The following is an 18,324-nucleotide window of genomic DNA, read 5'->3' as shown; positions in this document are numbered from 1 at the left end:
GCACCTAAAAAATAGGTGCTTATCTTTTTTGAGCCAAAAAGGATTACTTACTTGCTACGGGGTTTAACTTTTTACTAGCTTCCATAGAGATTGCAGCTCTATCAAACTTTAACCTACCTGCCATAGTTTCTATGACACATGAATTATCGTTGTCGTTTAAATCTACAATTTTACCGTAAAGACCACTTTTGGTCATTATTTTATCTCCCTTTTTTAACTCGGCCGCAAACTTTTTCTCGTCTTTTTGACGTTTCATTTGTGGTCTTATCATAAAAAAATAAGCCACAACAAATATTAGTAGTAGCGGAAAAAACTGTTGTAATTGTTCCATTAAATTTTATTATCCGTTTTTCATTGGAACTGAAATTGCAGCTCCGTCTTTTGGCGTTACAAACGCTTTTATTCTTAACAATTCAGAACCTTTAGCCGTGTTGGCCGTAACCGTAATTGTCTTGGTTACTTGGTTTTGCCCCGTTCCATTGAATTTTACCAATAGCTCTCCTGAATCTCCAGGAGCAATAGGTGTGTTTTTTGGGTATTCTGGAACCGTACACCCACAGCTACTTTTAGCATCTGTAATAATAAGTGGTGCATCTCCTGTATTGGTAAACTTAAAAATTGTTTCTTGAGGCGTTCCGTTTTCAATAGTACCAAAATCATGCTCAGACTTTTCAAACTGCATTACAGGTACTTTTTTAGAGGCCTCATCTCTTGTACTGGCCGTCTCTACATTGTCTGCTACAATTTTAGTGCTAGCCTTGTCTTTACAAGAAGTAGCACCTATTAACATTGCCCCTAAGGCAAAAACATACAATACTCTTTTCATGGTTTAAATTTTAGATATTCAAAAATAATAATTTCCTTTTTACAGTAAGCCCCTACCTATTTTTTGCATTTTACCGGTTTCTTTAAATTCTCTAACTACTTTATCTAGAATACCGTTGATAAAAATGCTACTTTTTGGGGTAGAGTACTCTTTGGCAATCTCTAAATACTCATTAATAGTTACCTTTTCTGGTATAGAGGCAAAGTGTAAAAACTCGCATATGGCCATTTTTAATAAGATATGATCAATTTCCGCTATACGGTCGGTGTCCCACTTTGGTGTTTTCTCAGCAATAATTGACTCCCATTCGGCATTGTGCAATAAGGTTTTAGACAATAAATCTTTGGCATAGGTCATATCCTGCTCGTCTTTTAACAACTTAGGCAGAAAATAGCTAAAGGTCTCATCTTCTTTGGCCTTTTTTAGCAACTTTACAATAAAGGTATTCACAATAGGAATATCATCTACCCAAGTAAGTTTATCGTCTTCAAAATATTCATATATCTTGTCATTGGGCGCAATTACCTCTTTGTATAATTTTATAATCAATTCTTTGTCTAAAGCGTAGCTAGAAGTAGGCTCGCTCATGTACTTTTTATACACTTCACTTTCGGTGATATCTTTTAGAATAATTTTTACATATTCCTCGTTTAGATACCAATTGTTAAGCTTCCTTTTTTCCAATGCTTCTTTTAGCGCTGCATTCTCTGCTAGTTGAACCAACAAACGATTATTTACAAATTTGGATTTATCCGGATAGGCATCCTTCTTATCAGAAATATATTTTTTATTAGATGCGGTAACATGCTGTTCGGCAAGTTCCCTAAGTTCTAAAAGCAAACTCAACATTAGTAAGTACAGACTATACACGTTGGCAATACTTACATTTAAAAACTTTTGTTGTTTCTCCAAAGACTCTTCTTTGGACTGTATTAATGCATAGATACACTGCATCACCTTTACTCTAATGTGCCTTCTAGTAAGCATTTAAAAGAACTTTTTCTTGATTAGGACTCTTTTTCACGCTGCAAAAGTAATGTTATATTCTTACTCTTCCTATGTTCCCACATTATCTTATTAGTTTTATAACATTTGTTTTGGGCTGTAAAAACTATCTTTGGCATCTTGCAAGGGCAAAACTTCCTTTTAAAAGGTATTGATGAAAGCATTAAAACACCTAAATAAATACTTTAAAAAATACTGGCTCAAATTATTTTTGGGTGTATTGATTACGATAATTGCTAGAATTTTTTCTTTGGTGATGCCCTCCTACGTTAGCAAATCTATTAACGTAATTGAAAAGTTGACTACCAATGATATTGATAAGGCTACCGCTAATGATTTGTTATTGCAATACATTTTGGTAATTATAGGTACCGCACTTTTGTCTGCTCTTTTTACCTTTTTAATGAGGCAGACCATAATTAACGTTTCCAGATATATAGAGTATGATTTAAAAAACGAAGTATTTGATCATTACCAAATACTAAGTCTGGACTTTTATAAAAGAAACCGCATTGGTGATCTTATGAACCGCATTAGTGAAGATGTAACCCAGGTTAGAATGTACGGTGGCCCGGCAATAATGTACGGTATGCAAACCTTGACACTTTTTGTTTGTCTTATTCCGCTCATGTTCATGAAGGCACCTACCATTGCATTTTATACCTTGGTACCCTTACCTATTTTGTCCGTCTTAATCTATCAAATAAGTAAAATAATACATAAGCGCAGCACCAAAGTACAAGAATACCTTTCTACGTTATCTACTTTTGCCCAAGAATCGTTTTCTGGTGTTGCCGTAATTAAAGCGTATGGCTTAGAGCCAAAAATAAATGCCGACGTTGCCCAACTGGCTACCGAAGGTAAAGATACCAGTATGGATTTAGCTAAAGTAAATGCCTGGTTTTTTCCTTTGATGATCCTACTAATTGGAGTAAGTAATATTTTTGTAATCTACATTGGTGGTAAACAGTATCTGGCAGGAGAAGTTAGCTTGGGAATTATTGCCGAATTTATCTTGTATGTAAATATGCTTACTTGGCCCGTTGCCGTGGTTGGTTGGTTAACCTCTATAGTACAACGTGCAGAAGCATCTCAGAAAAGGATAAACGAATTTTTAGAGGTAACACCAACGATTACCAACACTACAACTACCCCTACACCCATAAATGGTAAAATAGAATTTAAAAATGTAAGCTTTACCTATCCAGATACGGGTATAAAAGCATTAAATAATATTTCTTTTGTCTTAGAACCTGGCAAGACCATGGCTATTTTAGGCAAAACCGGTTCTGGTAAATCTACCATTCTAGATTTGGTAGCTCGTCTATATGACGTAGATTCTGGAAAAATCTTAATAGACGATAAACCTATTAAAGAAATAAACCTAGATAGTTTAAGAAACAGTATTGGTGCCGTACCGCAAGACGCTTTTCTTTTCTCAGATACTATTGCCAATAACATAAGGTTTGGCAAAGAAGATGCCACACAGGAAGAAATTGAAGCTAAAGCCAAACAAGCTGTTGTACACAAGAACATTATGGGTTTTGCAAAAAAATACGACACTATTTTAGGAGAGCGTGGCATAACCTTAAGCGGTGGTCAAAAACAACGTGTTTCTATAGCAAGGGCGCTTATAAAAGAGCCTAAAATCTATTTGTTTGATGATTGTTTATCTGCCGTAGATACGGAGACAGAAGAAAAAATATTAAAAAATCTAAAAAAAGCGGCACAGCAAACAACTACTTTGATCGTGAGCCACAGGGTATCTTCCGCAAAAAATGCAGATACCATTATTATCATGGAAAATGGTAGTATAAAACAACAAGGTAGCCACAACGAGCTAAACAGCGTAAATGGGTATTATAAACAACTTTATGAAGATCAATTAACAGAGAAAGATTAACATAAAAGTTGGTACATTATGATTTTTTTTACATTTTTGACAGAATATTGTAAGCAAATTCAATAACAGACACTACACCAAAATGAACGAAAAAGGATTAATGGAACAGGAAGAAATTTACTCTAAAGTACTGCGTGCGGGGAGACGTACTTATTTCTTTGATGTTAGAAGTACCAAAGCAGGGGATTACTATCTAACTATTACAGAAAGCAAAAAATTCACCAATGATGATGGTTCATTTCACTACAAAAAACACAAAATATACCTTTATAAGGAAGATTTTGAGTCGTTTAGGGAAATTATGAACGAAATGATGGACTATATAATTGATGAAAAAGGAATGGAAGTAATCTCTGAAAGACATCAAAAAGATTTCAAAAAAGAGGATCAACCATTAGAAAATAGTACAGCAGAAAGCTTTACAGATGTAAGCTTTGATGATATTTAAGGATTAAAAACCTTAATAAAATTTTAAAACGACCTGTAACCCAGGTCGTTTTTTTATTTTTAAGCTCGACTAACTCAAAACCAATCCGAGAATGAAAAACAGACTTTCAATTCTGGTGGCAATATTTTGTTGCTTAACCACCCATGCACAAGAAGATTTAAGTTTAGATTACTACTTACCACAAAACGTTACGTACAACCCTAATATACCCACTCCTAAAGAGGTAATTGGTCACGAAGTTGGTGAATGGCACGTAACGCATGATAAACTTAGTTTTTACATGCAAACGCTTGCCAAAAGTACCAATAGGTTTACACTAGAAGATAGAGGAACCACATTTGAAGGTAGACCTCTACTATTGTTAACGGTAACCGCGCCAGAAAATCATTCTAATCTAGAAAATATCAGAAAAGAGCATTTAGCACTAACCAATGGCCAAACAGGAGCTTCAACTATAGAAAACATGCCCATAGTTGTATATCAAGGTTTTTCTATACACGGCAATGAACCAAGTGGTTCTAACGCGGCATTGGCATATGCCTATTACCTTGCAGCCGCCCAAGGCCCAGAAATAGATGCCATTTTAAAAAATACCATAATATTATTAGACCCAAGTTTTAATCCAGATGGTTTGCAACGCTTTGCTTATTGGGCCAACATTCATAAAAGCCAGAACCTAAATCCAGATGGCAATGAAAGAGAATACCACGAGGTTTGGCCTGGCGGTAGAACCAATCATTATTGGTTTGATATGAACCGTGATTGGCTACCGGTACAATTACCAGAAAGTAGGGCACGTATTGCGTCTTTCCATAAATGGATGCCCAACATTCTAACAGACCACCACGAGATGGGAACCAATTCCACGTTCTTTTTTCAACCAGGAGAACCCACAAGAGTACACCCACTAACCCCTAAAATTAACCAAGAACTTACCAAAGAAATTGGTACCTACCACGCAAAGGCTTTGGATAAAATTGGCTCATTATATTATTCTGAAGAAAATTATGACGATTACTATTATGGCAAAGGTTCAACTTTTCCAGATGTTAACGGGAGTATAGGAATATTGTTTGAGCAAGGTAGTTCTAGAGGACACATCCAAGAAAGTGAAAACGGGGTATTAACCTTTCCATTTACCATTAGAAATCAATTTACAACAGCTTTGTCTACCGTTGCCGCTGCAAATGGTATGCGTACCAAGATTTTAAACTATCAGAAAAAATATTATCAAGACCTAGCCCAAGAAGCTACCAAAGAAAAAAGCAACGCATATATTTTTGGCGACGAAAAAGATGCTGCAAAAGCTTGGCACTTGGCAGAAATCTTAGAACGCCAACAAATTAAATTTCATGAGTTAAAAGAAGATGCTAAAATCAACGGAAAAAGCTACAAAAAGGGCTCGGCCTATGTGGTTCCACTAAATCAAAAAAATCCAAGGTTAATACATGCCATGTTCGAAATGCGTACCACGTTTACAGATAGTTTGTTTTACGATGTATCTGCTTGGACTTTTCCGTTGGCATTTAATTTGGATTACGAAAAGGTTACCTCTTTGAACAACGCCGGCAATGCGGTTACGGCATTAGAACCTATTGCGGGTAAAGTAAGCGGCCAGAGCAATTATGCTTATCTGTTCTCTTGGAACAATTACTATGCCCCAAAAGCACTTAACCAAATTACACAGCAAGGTTTACGGGCAAAAGTTGCAAAATCTCCATTTACGGTAGAAGGTAATAATTATGATTATGGTACTATCATGATACCCGTACAAGGTCAAAATATGGATAGTAAAGAATTGTTTGCTTTTTTACAAACGGTAGCAAAAGAGAGCATGTTAGACATAACCGCTGTTGGTACAGGTTCTACCGTAGGTATAGACTTGGGAAGTAATGATTTTGACCCCATTAAAAAACAGAAGGTGGCCCTTTTAGTGGGTAATGGGGTACGTTCTTACGATGCTGGTGAAATATGGCACTTATTTGATACCCGATATCAAATGAAAATCACCAAAATAGACACTGATTATTTTAACAGGGTTGATTTAAGTAGTTATACCGATTTAATAATCCCGAGCGGATATGGCAGTAATATATTAGACAAAAATGGAGCAGAAAAAATTAAGGAATGGGTAAAAGATGGTGGTACCGTAATTGGTTACAGAAATGTAGCCCAATGGTTTAACAAAAATGGTTTTTTAGATTTAGAAATGCTCAAGGATACTACCTTAAAAGCCAAAAATATTCCATTTGATAAGCGTAGCGATTTCTACGGTGCCCAAGTTACCGGAGGTGCTATATTTGAAGCCAATTTAGATTTAACCCACCCTATTGGATACGGTTATAAAAATGATAAAATTTCTTTATTTAGAAATACCAACATCTATTTAAAACCGGAAAAAAATAGTTTTGACAATCCTATACAATATACCACCAACCCACTACAGAGTGGTTATATCTCAGAAGAAAACGAGGCTTTGATAAAAGGTAGTGTTCCTTTTAAAGTAAAAGGATTAGGCCGTGGTAAAGTTATACTGTTTACGGATAATACTAACTTTAGAGCCTTTTGGTATGGCACCAACAAATTAATGATGAACGCCATATTTTTTGGTCCAAGTATGTAGTAAGTAAGGAACTAAATAAGGAAAAGCCATGGTAATACCATGGCTTTTTTTTTGAATAAACTAACTCTACTAGTAGAATTAACTAAACTAAAATGCAATCGAAAATAATCCAAGTTAAAAGTAAGTGCATCCTGTAGTGTAAGGGTTTTAAGAAATAAAGAAAATATACTTGGGTTACTATATAAATGTCCCTAAATTTAGACGTAGCCTTAAATTTACCATTGTGATAAAAGCAACGGACATTCTTGTAAATGACGATTCTAGAATACCAAAATACAAACAGGTAGTAGATTCTTTAATTAGCCATATAGCAAAAGGAAATTTGCCCATCGGCAGTAAAATCCCATCTATAAATGAACTTAGTGAAAATCTCTTGTTATCTAGAGACACCATAGAGAAAGCATATTCTGAGCTAAAAACAAAAAAAATAATAACCGCTGTTAAGGGCAAGGGGTTTTACGTAGCAAAGACCGATTTGATTTCTAAAATCAATGTCTTCTTTTTAATAAACAAACCCAGCTCTTACAAAATGCGCATTTACAATTCTTTTGTTAATGGTTTAGGAGTAAATGGCCATGTAAATCTATTTATTTATCACTGTGACGAATCCTTGTTTACCAGAGCCATTGAACGCAATTTAGGAGCCTATGATTACTATGTGATAATGCCGCATTTTAAGAACATGAACCTTGGTCACGTTAGTGCCACCAAAAACGTACTAGAAGTATTAAAAAAGATTCCACAAGACCAACTTATCGTATTGGATAATGCAAGACTAGAATTAAACGGGAATTACGGTGCCTTGTATCAAGATTTTGAAAACGATATTTACAATGCCCTTAAAGAGGCTTTAGAAAGACTTCGTAAATATGACAAACTTATTTTAGTTTACCCTAGCAAAAGTGTTTTTCCTTATCCAAAACGGATTTTATACGGTTTTCAAAAATTTTGTGGAGAATTCAATTTTGACTTTGAAATCCTAGATGAAATCTATGATGAAATGGAACTACAAAGCAAAGATGTTTTTATTACCATAGAAGAAATGGACTTGGTGAATTTAGTTAGACAAGTACGCGCCAAACAATTGGTTTTAGGGGAAGATATTGGCATAATCTCTTATAATGAAACGCCACTAAAAGAGCTTTTGGGTATTACCGTAATTAGTACTGATTTTACTGCAATGGGAGAAACTGCCGCCTACATGGTACTTAGAAACAAAAGAGAAAAAGTCAAGAACGTATTTAGCTATATAGAAAGGAATTCTGTTTAGCCTTACACTACAGGATACTTACCAAATTATCACCTAGTATTTTTACTAAAAGTATGGTGGTACAAAAAGCTTTATCAATCTTATTTTTTATCTATGGCGCTATCTTAAGTGGGCAAGAGCAAAAGTATACTTTTGGCCTAGCTGATGATACAACCAATAATTTTGTTGGTAAACAAGCGTACAACATGGAAAGTGGTGCTGGTTGGGATGCCATAACCAATAAGCACATCTCCCAGCTAGACGATTGTGTTTGCCTAACTAAACCCTCCTACTTTTCGGTTATGGCAGATCCAGGTAATTATTTAGTTAAAATAGTATTGGCCAGTCCAATAGAACAGACCCAAACCACTATAAAAGCAGAATCTCGCCGCTTACTAGGTAACAATCTAATCATAGAAAAGGGCAGTCATAAAGAAGTAACCTATTTAGTCCATAAAATGGATACGGTTATAAACGATACGCTTTTTGTAAAACTAAAAGATAGGGAGAAACGAACTTTAAATTGGGACCATAAACTAACCTTGGAATTTTTAGGAACCACCTGTATAAAATCTATTAGCATTACACCTACAAGTTCCAAAACTATATTTTTAGCGGGAGACTCTACCGTAACCGACCAAGATTTAGAACCTTGGGCCGCATGGGGGCAATTTTTGCCCAGTTTAACCAAAAACATCTGTATAGCCAACTATGCAGCATCGGGTGCTTCCTTACATTCATTCAGAGCTAGAAATCGTATGGCAAAAATTCTTTCACAATTAAAACAAGGAGATTATGTTTTTATACAATTTGCCCATAACGATGAAAAGCGAAAGGGTCAAAATATTGGACCCTACTCCTCTTTTACCAATTACTTAAAAGAATACGTAAATGCCATTCGAAAAAAAGGTGGGCAAACTGTATTGTTCACCCCCATTCAAAGACGCTTCTTTAACAATAAAACGCAACTAAAAGCTACACATGGCGAATACCCAAATGCTATTAGAATCGTGGCCAAAGAGATGCAGGTACCACTAATAGATTTAACCCATCTTACCACAAAAATGTTAGTTGCTTGGGGACCTGAAGAAAGCAAAAAAGCTTACGTTCATTTACCTGAAAACAGTTTCCCTAATCAAACATCGGCACTTGCAGACGATACACATTTCACCAATTTTGGGGCTTTTGAAATTGCCATGTGTGTAGCCTATAATTTAAAGGAGTCAAGCACTATACCTGCTTCCTATTTCATCAAAGATTTACCCAATTATGATGCAGCTTTTCCAAAAAACTATAAAACATTTGAATTTAAAACCAATTCACGATTTGAAAATACCAAACCCTATGGTAATTAAACAGAATAGACCAACAAAACTGTTTGTCCTAATACTTTTATACCTTACCGCTTACCACCTAATACATGCGCAAGAAACAGAAAAGATATACCTAAGTGGTAAAGATTTTGAACATCCGGTTACTTGGCAATTTAAATGTAGTAATGGCAATAACTGCAACCAATGGTCTACTATAGGCGTTCCCTCTAATTGGGAGCTGCAGGGTTTTGGTGAATATACCTATGGTAGATGGTATAAAGAATTAAACCTTAAAGAACCCAGCAAGGAAAAAGGATTTTACAAATACCGTTTTAACCTTTTACCTAACCATAAGGATAAACACATTAACCTCGTGTTTGATGGAGTTATGACAGACGCAGAAGTCTTTTTAAATGGAGAAAAGGTTGGCCCAGTACATCAAGGTGGTTTCTACAGGTTTAAATATGATGTTTCTAAGTTTCTTAAATACGGACAAGAAAACGTATTAGAGGTCATGGTTAGTAAACACTCCCAAAACCAATCGGTTAACCAAGCAGAGCGTTACACGGATTGGTGGTTGTTCGGTGGTATCTATAGACCGGTTTGGTTAGAAATTTTACCTAAAAAACACATTGCCAAATTAAAAGTAGATGCAAAGCAAGACGGAAGCCTAATACTAGCGACACAATTGAATAAACTTGCCAAAAATTCTACTTTAAATGTATCCATAAAAGAGCATACCGCTAAAAAATTTAGACCATCGCAAAATGTTGATTTAAACAATGGTGTAAGAGATACTATCCATACCCAATGGAAAAACGTGAAGCCATGGTCCCCAGAAAATCCTGTATTATATGACCTAAGGGTCTCTTTAGTAGAAAAAGGTAAAATTATGCATACCGTTACTGAACGTATTGGTTTTAGAACCTTAGCGTTTATTAAGAAAGATGGTATTTACCTTAATGGCACTAAGTTAATAATGAAAGGAGTAAACAGGCATAGTATATGGCCAGAATCTGGCCGTAGCCTTAGTAAGCGCATTAGTTTATTGGACGCTACCTTGATCAAAGACATGAATATGAATGCCGTACGCACACATTACCCGCCTGCAGAACATTTTCTTTCGGTTTGCGATTCTTTAGGAATCCTTGTTCTGGACGAGCTGGCTGGGTGGCAAAACCCGTACGATACCAACTTAGGGGCCAAGCTTGCTCAAGAGGTACTCGATAAAGACGCAAATCATCCAGCTGTAATTATTTGGGACAACGGAAATGAAGGCGGATGGGGACCAGGTGCGGACCATGTTTTTAAAACCCAAGATCTACAAAATAGGATAGTAATACACCCTTGGTCTGATTATGATGGTTGGGACACCCACCACTACCCTACTTACCAAACAGGCTTGCATAGATTTACCAATGGAGAAAATGTCTTTTTCCCTACGGAGTTTATGCACAGCACCTATGATAACGGTGGCGGAGCGGGTCTAGCAGATTTTTGGGAAAACTATAGTAAAAGTCCGCTATTTGCTGGTGGTTTTATTTGGGCTTTTGTAGATGAGGCCGTGCTTCGTACAGATTGGAAAGGCCCACGTAAGTATGACTCTGCCGGTTCATTGGCCCCAGATGGGATTGTAGGGCCCCATAGAGAAAAAGAAGGTAGCTATTATGCTATTAAATCTATTTTTTCTCCCGTACAAATTGCTCCTGTTCAAATCACAAAGATGTATAATGGTGAGCTTGCCATTAGCAACAGCAATTTATTCACCAACTTAAATACCTTCACGTATACTTACCAAATAGTAAGCGCTTCTAAAGATTCGTTTTATTCCAAAGATTCGGCAAGTGTAATTCATGAAGCATCCTATTCATTTCCAGATATTTCTCCTGGGGAAACTAGAAAAATCAATCTAAATTTACCAGCAAATTTCTTTGAAGGTGACTGGTTAAAACTAACGGCATTCAACAATAAGGGGCAAGCAGTGAACACCTTTACATGGCCCATTCATAAGGCTAAATTTTACAGTGATAAATTTCTAAAAAGTGCTGCTAATCCATCTAAAGTAAATCTAAATACAGACGGCGAAAATATTACCGTGTCTGCCAATAACATTAGTCTTACCCTAAATAAAACAACTGGCTATATTGTTAAATTTACGAGTAGCAAAAAAAGTGTTCCTCTAACCAATGGACCAAAACCTATAGGCATGCAAGCCGTTGTAGACTCCGTACAATCTTTTAAAACAGATAGCACTGCGGTTGTAGACGTCTTTTACTCTGGAGCTATAGATAAAATAAGGTGGACTATGACCCAAGATGGTAAGATAAATCTTAAAATGACGGCCTTACAAAAAGCCAAAACCATAACGGGTTTTGACGGACCTATTTTTGATGCTAAAATTAATAGTTTTGGGTTGTCTTTTGATTATCCAGAGACCGATGTACTTGGCTTTAAATGGTTTGGAAAGGGACCCTACCGTGTCTGGAAAAACAGGATGGAAGGGGTTAATTATGGACTCTGGGAAAAAGCCTACAACAATACGATTACCGGAGAAAGTTTTGAAAATTTGGTCTACCCAGAATTTAAGGGCTACCACGCCAATTTTTACGCAGGAACACTCCATTCTAAAAACAATACGTTTCGGTTTTTTAGCGAAAATGAAAATACCTTTCTCAGGCTATTCACACCGGAATACCCCAAGTATGCCATTAAGGGAAGAAGCCATCCACAACCCGAATTTCCAGAAGGGGATATTTCTTTTATGTACGAAATACCTGCCATGCGTTCATTTAAACCCATATCGGACCATGGCCCTAATAGCCAACCAACCAACATTCGTATAAAAAAGGGAGACCAAGGAATTACCATGAGCCTTTGGTTCGATTTTATTGATTACAACAAAACAAAATGAACATATCAAAACAACTAATCACAAGCCTGTTCGCATTGATATTAATTGGCTGTGGTACTTCTAAAAAAGAAACACCCACCTTATTTACCGTAGGCGATAGTACCGTAAAAAACGGGCGTGGTGATGGTGCAGATGGTTTATGGGGATGGGGCGATTTTTTAGAACAATACTTAGATAGCACCAAAATAAAGGTTAAAAACCATGCTTTGGGCGGCACCAGCTCTAGAACTTATATAGATAAGGGGCTTTGGGGTCCTGTTCTTGCTGAAATTAAAAAGGGGGATTTTGTTTTGATACAATTTGGTCATAACGATGACGGCCCTATTAACGACACGATTAGGGCTAGAGGGACTATTAAAGGAGTTGGAGAAGAAACAGAAACCATAAATAATTTATTAACAGGCAAGCACGAAACGGTACATTCTTACGGTTGGTACCTAAGAAAAATGGTTAACGAAGTTAAAGAGGCCGGAGGTAAACCCATTTTGATTACCCCTATACCTAGAAACAAATGGGTTAACAATACTGTTATACGCAATAACTCCAATTATGGTGGTTGGGTAAGACAGGTAGCCGAAGAAGAGAAAGTTCCTTACTTAAACTTGAACAATCTGCTAGCTTTGGAAATGGAAAAACTTGGCATGGAAAAAGTGATTAATACTTATTTCTACGATTGGGATGCCACACATACCAACGCAAAAGGAGCTGCGGTTGCCGCAAAATTAGTCGCCGAAAGCCTACAACAGAAGGTTTCTTTTTTTAACGATATACTCCTAAATAACCCAGACATTCAGTTACCCCCAAAACGAACCATTTATTTAATAGGAGATTCTACTATGGCAGATAATAATAATGATAATGCCGTTGGCTGGGGTGTTCCATTTGTACAATTTGTAGATACCTTACGGGTTAATGTTCAGAATAGAGCTATTGGCGGGCGTAGTAGTAGAACATTTATGAACCAAGGACATTGGAATGCCATTAAACAAAAACTTACCCCGCGCGATTTTGTTATAATTCAATTTGGCCACAACGATGCAGGTAACATTGATAAAGAAAAATATCGTGGCTCGTTACCAGGAACAGGAAAAGATACGACGCATGTAGCATTTGCTAATGATTCTACAGAAGTAGTACATACATTTGGTTGGTATTTAGAGCAGTATGTTAAAGATACCAAAGCAGCCAGAGCCACCCCAATATTATGTAGTTTAACCCCAAGAAATGAATGGCCTATGGGAAAAGTGGAACAACGAAAAGATTCTTACATTAAATGGACTAAAGAGATAGCCCTAAAGAATAACGTACAGTTTATAGATTTAAGTGACAGTATTGCAACTGCTTATCAACATTTAGGTGCTAAGAAGGTTGCCGAATTCTTTCCTAAAGACCACACACATACGGGTCTTAAAGGGGCTCAATTCAATGCTTCAATTGCGGCCAAAAGTTTAAAACAATTAAAAGGTTGTGAAATTGTTTATTTTATAAAATAGCGCTAATCATAGATTGCCTTTAAATCGATATTAGAGCAATTTTCCAATTCAACTTTAGAAGCATCCAAAGTACGTAAGCTTACATTATCTATTTTCCAGTTTTTACTATGGTTTATACTACCGGCAGTTGCAGCATTAATTTGAACGTCTTTTAAATACACCTTGTTAATTGTAGATACCTCCAAACCACTTACACTAATTGCTTTGTTAGCATGTTTTACCAAAACATTATTGAGTACAATGTTTTTAAATTGAGGAATACCCTGTTGCTCTGGAACGGTGTTTAACATGGTTTTCCAATGTTCTGGAACTTCGTCTATATTATATTCTTTAGGTAATTTAGAATAGCTGTAGGTGGGGTTCCAGTTCGTACTAATGCTTAAAAAGGTACCCACGCTATCCATTTTCATATTGTCAAAAATAATATCCTCTATCACACCGCCTCTGGTTGTCGCAGATTTTAGTTTTAAACCCGCATCCGTGCCCTTACCCTGTATGTTGTTGGCATAAATATGCCTAATACCACCACTGGTCTCGCTACCAACAGTTAATAGGCCAGCGCCTTTACCTGTTTTACAATCCTTTATAACCACATACTCTGTTGGTCTGTTAACGCGCAGACCGTCCCAATCCCTGCCTGCTTTTAGACAAAAATTATCGTCATTGCAATCTATATCACAGTTTTGAACCAAAATATAGCTACTAGAATCTATATCAATTCCGTCTGTGCTAGGACCATGCCCTCCAATGTTGTTTCTAATGGTTAATCCGTCTGTGGTTATATGTTTAGAATACAATATTTGTACCGTCCAAAAACCGGCACGTTGTAATGTAAGATCCCTTACTATAACGTTCTTACTATTTTGTATTAAAACGGTCCTTGGTCTTTTAGCATCATAATCCACAATCCATCTTAAACCTTTAGGCTCATAATCGTTCTTTCGCATGTCCCAATACATATCCCAAAAAACCTTACCCTGACCATCTATGGTTCCCTCCCCGGAAATTAGTACGTTTTGCGTATCAATGGCATTCACAAGTGCCGCTGGCCATTCCATCTCAATACCTGCTACCCGGGTGGCTATTTCTTTATAATCCAAAATATTTTGGCTTCCTAGTAAGGTTACCTCCTTATCTAAATGCAACTGTACATTATCCTTTAAAAATATTGACCCTGAGAGATAAGTACCAGGTCTAAATTTAACTATACCTCCACCACTAGCGGCGCAAGAATCAATTGCCGTTTGTATTGCTTTGGTATTTGTAAATCCAACTTTGCTCTGCGCACCAAAATCATTGGCATAAAATATTCTTTCTGGAACATTAAAGTTTTTGGCCCCTACTTTATGGGTCCAACCGGGCTCCAAACTGGTTTTGCTACCAATATTTGTTTTTGTCTCTTTATTTTTCTTGCATGCGAATGTAAACACTAACAGGATTACACTTAAATATCTAGTTAAAACCATGGTTTATTGTAAATAAAAAACTTCTTTTAAATCTCCTTCTACCGGACTATTATCCAAATTTGTTTCCATAATGTCTGCCATATAGGCCCACCATTTTTTTACAATTGGATGATTGGGTAGAAATGAACTATCAAAATCTTCGGCTAGCTTTTGAACCGCAAAAAGAGTATTTGATTTTTCGTCTAAATAAATAGCATAGTCGCTAACCCCAGATGCTGTTAATAGGGATACAAGTTCTGGCCAAATTTCATCGTGCCTTCTTTTGTATTCTTGGGCGTAGCCCGGTTTCAGTTTCATGGTAAACGCGTGTTGTTTCATATCTATTTATCAAATATTTCTGGTCCATTCACAGTTGCCGCATCCTTGGCAAATTCGCTTATTAACTGTTTGTGTAATTGGTTGGTAACTATTGGTTTTGAAGCCGCTAGATTAAAAGCTTCTTCTGGGTCTACCACAACATTATATAACTCTAGAAGAGTATCTTTTTTAGATCTAGTTCGTATTAATTTATAGGGTGGTATTATTATGCTTTCCTGTAGATGCCCTCTAATATATAACTGCGGAATTTTTGTCTGCGATGCTCCATTAAGTAGGTTTAAAAAACTACTACCTTCAATAGTGTTGGGTTTAACGGAAGCACCTGTTAATTCTACTAAAGTTGGCAAAACGTCAATAACGCCAATAAAATCGTCTAACGTTTTACCATTAAAATGGTTTTTCCAATATACAAAGGCCGGCACACGTATAGCGCCCTCATAATTAGTTGTCTTATAATCCTTAAGTGGCGTATTATCACCCAAGGTAGTATTTGGACCATGTTTACCTTGGTATTGATTTTTAGGATACCAATTTTTCATGGCACCATTATCACTCATAAACAAAATTAAGGTGTTATCTAACTTTCCAGAGCGCTTCAAGGAATTTAAAAGCCTACCGAACGCTATATCTAAATGAGTCATGGCAGCTGCATAATCTACCCTACTAGAATCTGTGAATATAGTGCTATATGGTCTTTTGTAACGCACCTCTTCCTGTAGCGGAAAATGAGGCGCACTATATGCCAGTGTCACAAAACTTGGCGTCTCTGTTTTTGTTTCTTGATTAAAATAAGCAATGGCTGCATCTGTTAATAAATCGGTTACGTGTCCGTCTTCCTTAAGGAATTTACCGTTTTTATGCCAACTAGGGTCTCCATTTTTATATTCATGGGTGTATTGGTCTATTTGGCCATGTAAAAAACCGTAAGAAGTATCAAAACCATATGCTTGGGGGCCATTTTCCGGGGTAAGACCTAAGTGCCATTTTCCGAACAGGGCTGTTCTATAACCCAATTTTTTCATTGCCTTAGGTAAGGTTACCAAACTATCTGGCAAGGCAATTTTGCTCTTACCGGCAATAGGTGCCACTATTCCCAATCTACTGGCAGGTATGCCCGTTAATAAGGCGGCCCTAGAAGGTGAACATGTAGGAGCCACATAAAATCTCTCTAGCTTAGCCCCATTATTTGCCAAACTATCTAGAACTGGTGTTTTAATTTTAGAACCATGGTAACCCACATCGTTCCACCCGGCATCATCAGCAATTACCAGTAAAATATTGGGTTGCTCTTTAGGTAAACTGTTAGACGATTTTATCTTTTTATCGCAACCCCAAAAACACAAACCAATAAAAAATGATACCAATATCTTAAAAACCACATTATTCATCAACACTAAATATTGGTGCTGTTGTTTTTACAGGTTTATCATAAAACTGAACAGCACTGTCATTCATTTTAGGATGGGCATTTTGTAATAGCAACAAAACCTCAGCGCCTGCCAACAGTACAGGCCCGTAGCCATGTGCTGCGTAAACGTTTACCGGTCTATAATAATAAAAGGCTGGATCAAAACCCATTCCTGTACCCACACAAGTACCTGTGACCTGACCTTTCTCATTAACCTGTTCCGCAACAGCGTTCCACGCCAAACAGACCGCTGGCCCGTATGCTTTTGCATCTATATACCCGCGATTAATTGCCCTTGCCATGGCATAGGTGAAAATTGCAGATGCAGAGGTTTCCAGGTAAGAATCATTCTTATCCAATAACTGATGCCATAGACCATTTGCTGATTGTAATTTTGCCAATCCCGAAATATGCTTTCTTAATAATTCTAAAACCTTGTTGTAATTTTTATGTTCTTTAGGTAAGACTTCCAATAGTTCTACCATGGTCATAACCGCCCAACCGTTTGCCCTACCCCAATAAAAAGTAGGATGGCTTTCCATATCCATGATATAAGCGTGCATAAACAGCCCTTTTTCTGGTACAAACATGCGTTCCGCAAATTGCAAAACTTGTTGGGTAGCATCATCAAAATACGTATTGTTATTGGTGTAAGCCCCCATTTGTGCTAAAGCGGGAACACTCATAAATAAATCGTCTAACCAAAGTGAATTTTTCATTGGCCTATTTCTTGCCAATGTCCCGTCTAACAACCGTAACTGTTTGTTAGAGATGTAATCTATAAAATTGTTGACCATTGGATCTACAGGTGCATCCAAACCTTCCCGTTTAGCTTTTAGCATGGCAGCACATATAGCTCCTGCATCATCTAAAGCATTTGGATGCAAAACAGTGTGCATGGGATGTTCCCCTTCTGGATGTTTTTTCTCCCATTTTTGAAGATTAGGATACAAATCAGCCAAAAAGGAAATACGGTTGTTGGTGTAATTGGCATATTTAGGATTTTTAGTTGCTTGTGTAGCCAAAAGCATCCCTGCATAGGTTACCCCCCACTCATAGCTTACTAACCTAAAATCTGCTGCACCAAAAGTTAAATTGGCCGCTTTTTCTAAATTCTTAAAATCAGTAATTTCTTTTCCCTTGTTCTTATCAACAATTGTTGTAGGCGTAGTACTTTCTAAATAGGCATGCACCTTAGATAAAACCGAATTTATTTTTGCCTTATCTGGCACTCCATATGGATAATCATACTGTGGTTGCATAAGGTGTAGCGGTGCGGTAGCATCGTTCATTTTTTGCTGTGCCGATAAAGCAAGGCAACAAAGGCAAAGTATAGGCAGTAGTTTTTTGGTCTTATTCAT

The 18,324-nt window shown here is 36.8% G+C and carries 14 protein-coding genes; 7 read left to right on the top strand and 7 right to left on the bottom strand.

From position 1 onward, the window contains the following. Window positions 1–43 precede the first annotated feature (43 nt). Genes yajC through nusB form a run of 3 tightly spaced genes read right to left on the bottom strand, consistent with a single transcriptional unit; the run spans window position 44 to window position 1,813 of the window. On the bottom strand, window positions 44–331 hold the full coding sequence (gene yajC / locus BUL40_RS13105) for a preprotein translocase subunit YajC (RefSeq protein ID WP_010517549.1): 288 nt from the start codon (window positions 329–331) through the stop codon (window positions 44–46). 9 nt (window positions 332–340) lie between these two features. Next, entirely contained in the window at window positions 341–826 is a 486-nt protein-coding gene (locus tag BUL40_RS13100) for a DUF1573 domain-containing protein (protein ID WP_010517548.1), read from the bottom strand. A 39-nt stretch (window positions 827–865) separates the two neighbouring features. Further along, window positions 866–1,813: a transcription antitermination factor NusB gene (gene nusB / locus BUL40_RS13095; RefSeq protein WP_010517547.1), complete on the bottom strand. Its 948-nt coding sequence runs from the start codon at window positions 1,811–1,813 to the stop codon at window positions 866–868. A 172-nt stretch (window positions 1,814–1,985) separates the two neighbouring features. Here nusB and BUL40_RS13090 point away from each other — a divergent pair, with 172 nt between their 5' ends. The 7 genes from BUL40_RS13090 to BUL40_RS13060 all read left to right on the top strand — a co-directional run bounded on the left by BUL40_RS13090 (window position 1,986) and on the right by BUL40_RS13060 (window position 13,771). Further along, complete coding sequence (locus tag BUL40_RS13090) at window positions 1,986–3,734, top strand: ABC transporter ATP-binding protein (protein ID WP_080319611.1); 1,749 nt, start codon at window positions 1,986–1,988, stop codon at window positions 3,732–3,734. A gap of 82 nt (window positions 3,735–3,816) precedes the next feature. Continuing rightward, window positions 3,817–4,182 (top strand): PUR family DNA/RNA-binding protein, encoded by a 366-nt coding sequence (locus BUL40_RS13085; RefSeq protein ID WP_010517543.1) that lies wholly within the window; start codon window positions 3,817–3,819, stop codon window positions 4,180–4,182. Window positions 4,183–4,273: 91 nt separating this feature from the next. After that, window positions 4,274–6,805 (top strand): M14 family metallopeptidase, encoded by a 2,532-nt coding sequence (locus BUL40_RS13080; RefSeq protein WP_080319610.1) that lies wholly within the window; start codon window positions 4,274–4,276, stop codon window positions 6,803–6,805. Window positions 6,806–7,028: 223 nt separating this feature from the next. Continuing rightward, entirely contained in the window at window positions 7,029–8,075 is a 1,047-nt protein-coding gene (locus tag BUL40_RS13075; protein WP_080319642.1) for a GntR family transcriptional regulator, read from the top strand. A gap of 53 nt (window positions 8,076–8,128) precedes the next feature. Beyond that, on the top strand, window positions 8,129–9,409 hold the full coding sequence (locus BUL40_RS13070; protein WP_080319609.1) for a rhamnogalacturonan acetylesterase: 1,281 nt from the start codon (window positions 8,129–8,131) through the stop codon (window positions 9,407–9,409). Beyond that, a complete protein-coding gene (locus tag BUL40_RS13065) occupies window positions 9,381–12,278 on the top strand; it encodes a glycoside hydrolase family 2 TIM barrel-domain containing protein (RefSeq protein WP_244901872.1) in 2,898 nt (965 codons plus the stop codon). The genes BUL40_RS13070 and BUL40_RS13065 overlap by 29 nt, the downstream gene beginning before the upstream one ends. Beyond that, entirely contained in the window at window positions 12,275–13,771 is a 1,497-nt protein-coding gene (locus BUL40_RS13060; protein WP_080319608.1) for a rhamnogalacturonan acetylesterase, read from the top strand. The genes BUL40_RS13065 and BUL40_RS13060 overlap by 4 nt, the downstream gene beginning before the upstream one ends. Window positions 13,772–13,773: 2 nt before the next feature. On the opposite strand, the gene BUL40_RS13055 is transcribed toward BUL40_RS13060, so the two are convergent. Genes BUL40_RS13055 through BUL40_RS13040 form a run of 4 tightly spaced genes read right to left on the bottom strand, consistent with a single transcriptional unit; the run spans window position 13,774 to window position 18,324 of the window. Beyond that, a complete protein-coding gene (locus BUL40_RS13055; RefSeq protein ID WP_080319607.1) occupies window positions 13,774–15,237 on the bottom strand; it encodes a glycoside hydrolase family 28 protein in 1,464 nt (487 codons plus the stop codon). A gap of 3 nt (window positions 15,238–15,240) precedes the next feature. Beyond that, window positions 15,241–15,555, bottom strand: coding sequence for an L-rhamnose mutarotase (rhaM, locus tag BUL40_RS13050; RefSeq protein WP_010517532.1), 315 nt, complete (start codon window positions 15,553–15,555; stop codon window positions 15,241–15,243). Between the two features lie 2 nt (window positions 15,556–15,557). After that, entirely contained in the window at window positions 15,558–16,943 is a 1,386-nt protein-coding gene (locus BUL40_RS13045; RefSeq protein ID WP_080319606.1) for a sulfatase-like hydrolase/transferase, read from the bottom strand. Then, window positions 16,936–18,324, bottom strand: a complete 1,389-nt coding sequence (locus BUL40_RS13040) for a glycoside hydrolase family 88/105 protein (RefSeq protein ID WP_080319605.1) — start codon at window positions 18,322–18,324, stop codon at window positions 16,936–16,938. Before BUL40_RS13040 ends, BUL40_RS13045 begins: the two co-directional genes overlap by 8 nt.

Origin of the sequence: Croceivirga radicis (assembly GCF_002072105.2) — a bacterium.
Classification (GTDB): domain Bacteria; phylum Bacteroidota; class Bacteroidia; order Flavobacteriales; family Flavobacteriaceae; genus Croceivirga; species Croceivirga radicis.
The sequence above is the reverse complement of the archived record's forward strand: the minus strand, read 5'-3'. Positions and strand labels throughout refer to the sequence as shown.

Coding starts and splice junctions, on each gene's coding strand:
- yajC (WP_010517549.1), bottom strand. CDS start 331: ATGGAACAATTACAACAGTTTTTTCCGCTACTACTAATATTTGTTGTG.
- BUL40_RS13100 (WP_010517548.1), bottom strand. CDS start 826: ATGAAAAGAGTATTGTATGTTTTTGCCTTAGGGGCAATGTTAATAGGT.
- nusB (WP_010517547.1), bottom strand. CDS start 1,813: ATGCTTACTAGAAGGCACATTAGAGTAAAGGTGATGCAGTGTATCTAT.
- BUL40_RS13090 (WP_080319611.1), top strand. CDS start 1,986: ATGAAAGCATTAAAACACCTAAATAAATACTTTAAAAAATACTGGCTC.
- BUL40_RS13085 (WP_010517543.1), top strand. CDS start 3,817: ATGAACGAAAAAGGATTAATGGAACAGGAAGAAATTTACTCTAAAGTA.
- BUL40_RS13080 (WP_080319610.1), top strand. CDS start 4,274: ATGAAAAACAGACTTTCAATTCTGGTGGCAATATTTTGTTGCTTAACC.
- BUL40_RS13070 (WP_080319609.1), top strand. CDS start 8,129: ATGGTGGTACAAAAAGCTTTATCAATCTTATTTTTTATCTATGGCGCT.
- BUL40_RS13060 (WP_080319608.1), top strand. CDS start 12,275: ATGAACATATCAAAACAACTAATCACAAGCCTGTTCGCATTGATATTA.
- BUL40_RS13055 (WP_080319607.1), bottom strand. CDS start 15,237: ATGGTTTTAACTAGATATTTAAGTGTAATCCTGTTAGTGTTTACATTC.
- rhaM (WP_010517532.1), bottom strand. CDS start 15,555: ATGAAACAACACGCGTTTACCATGAAACTGAAACCGGGCTACGCCCAA.
- BUL40_RS13045 (WP_080319606.1), bottom strand. CDS start 16,943: ATGAATAATGTGGTTTTTAAGATATTGGTATCATTTTTTATTGGTTTG.
- BUL40_RS13040 (WP_080319605.1), bottom strand. CDS start 18,324: ATGAATAAGACCAAAAAACTACTGCCTATACTTTGCCTTTGTTGCCTT.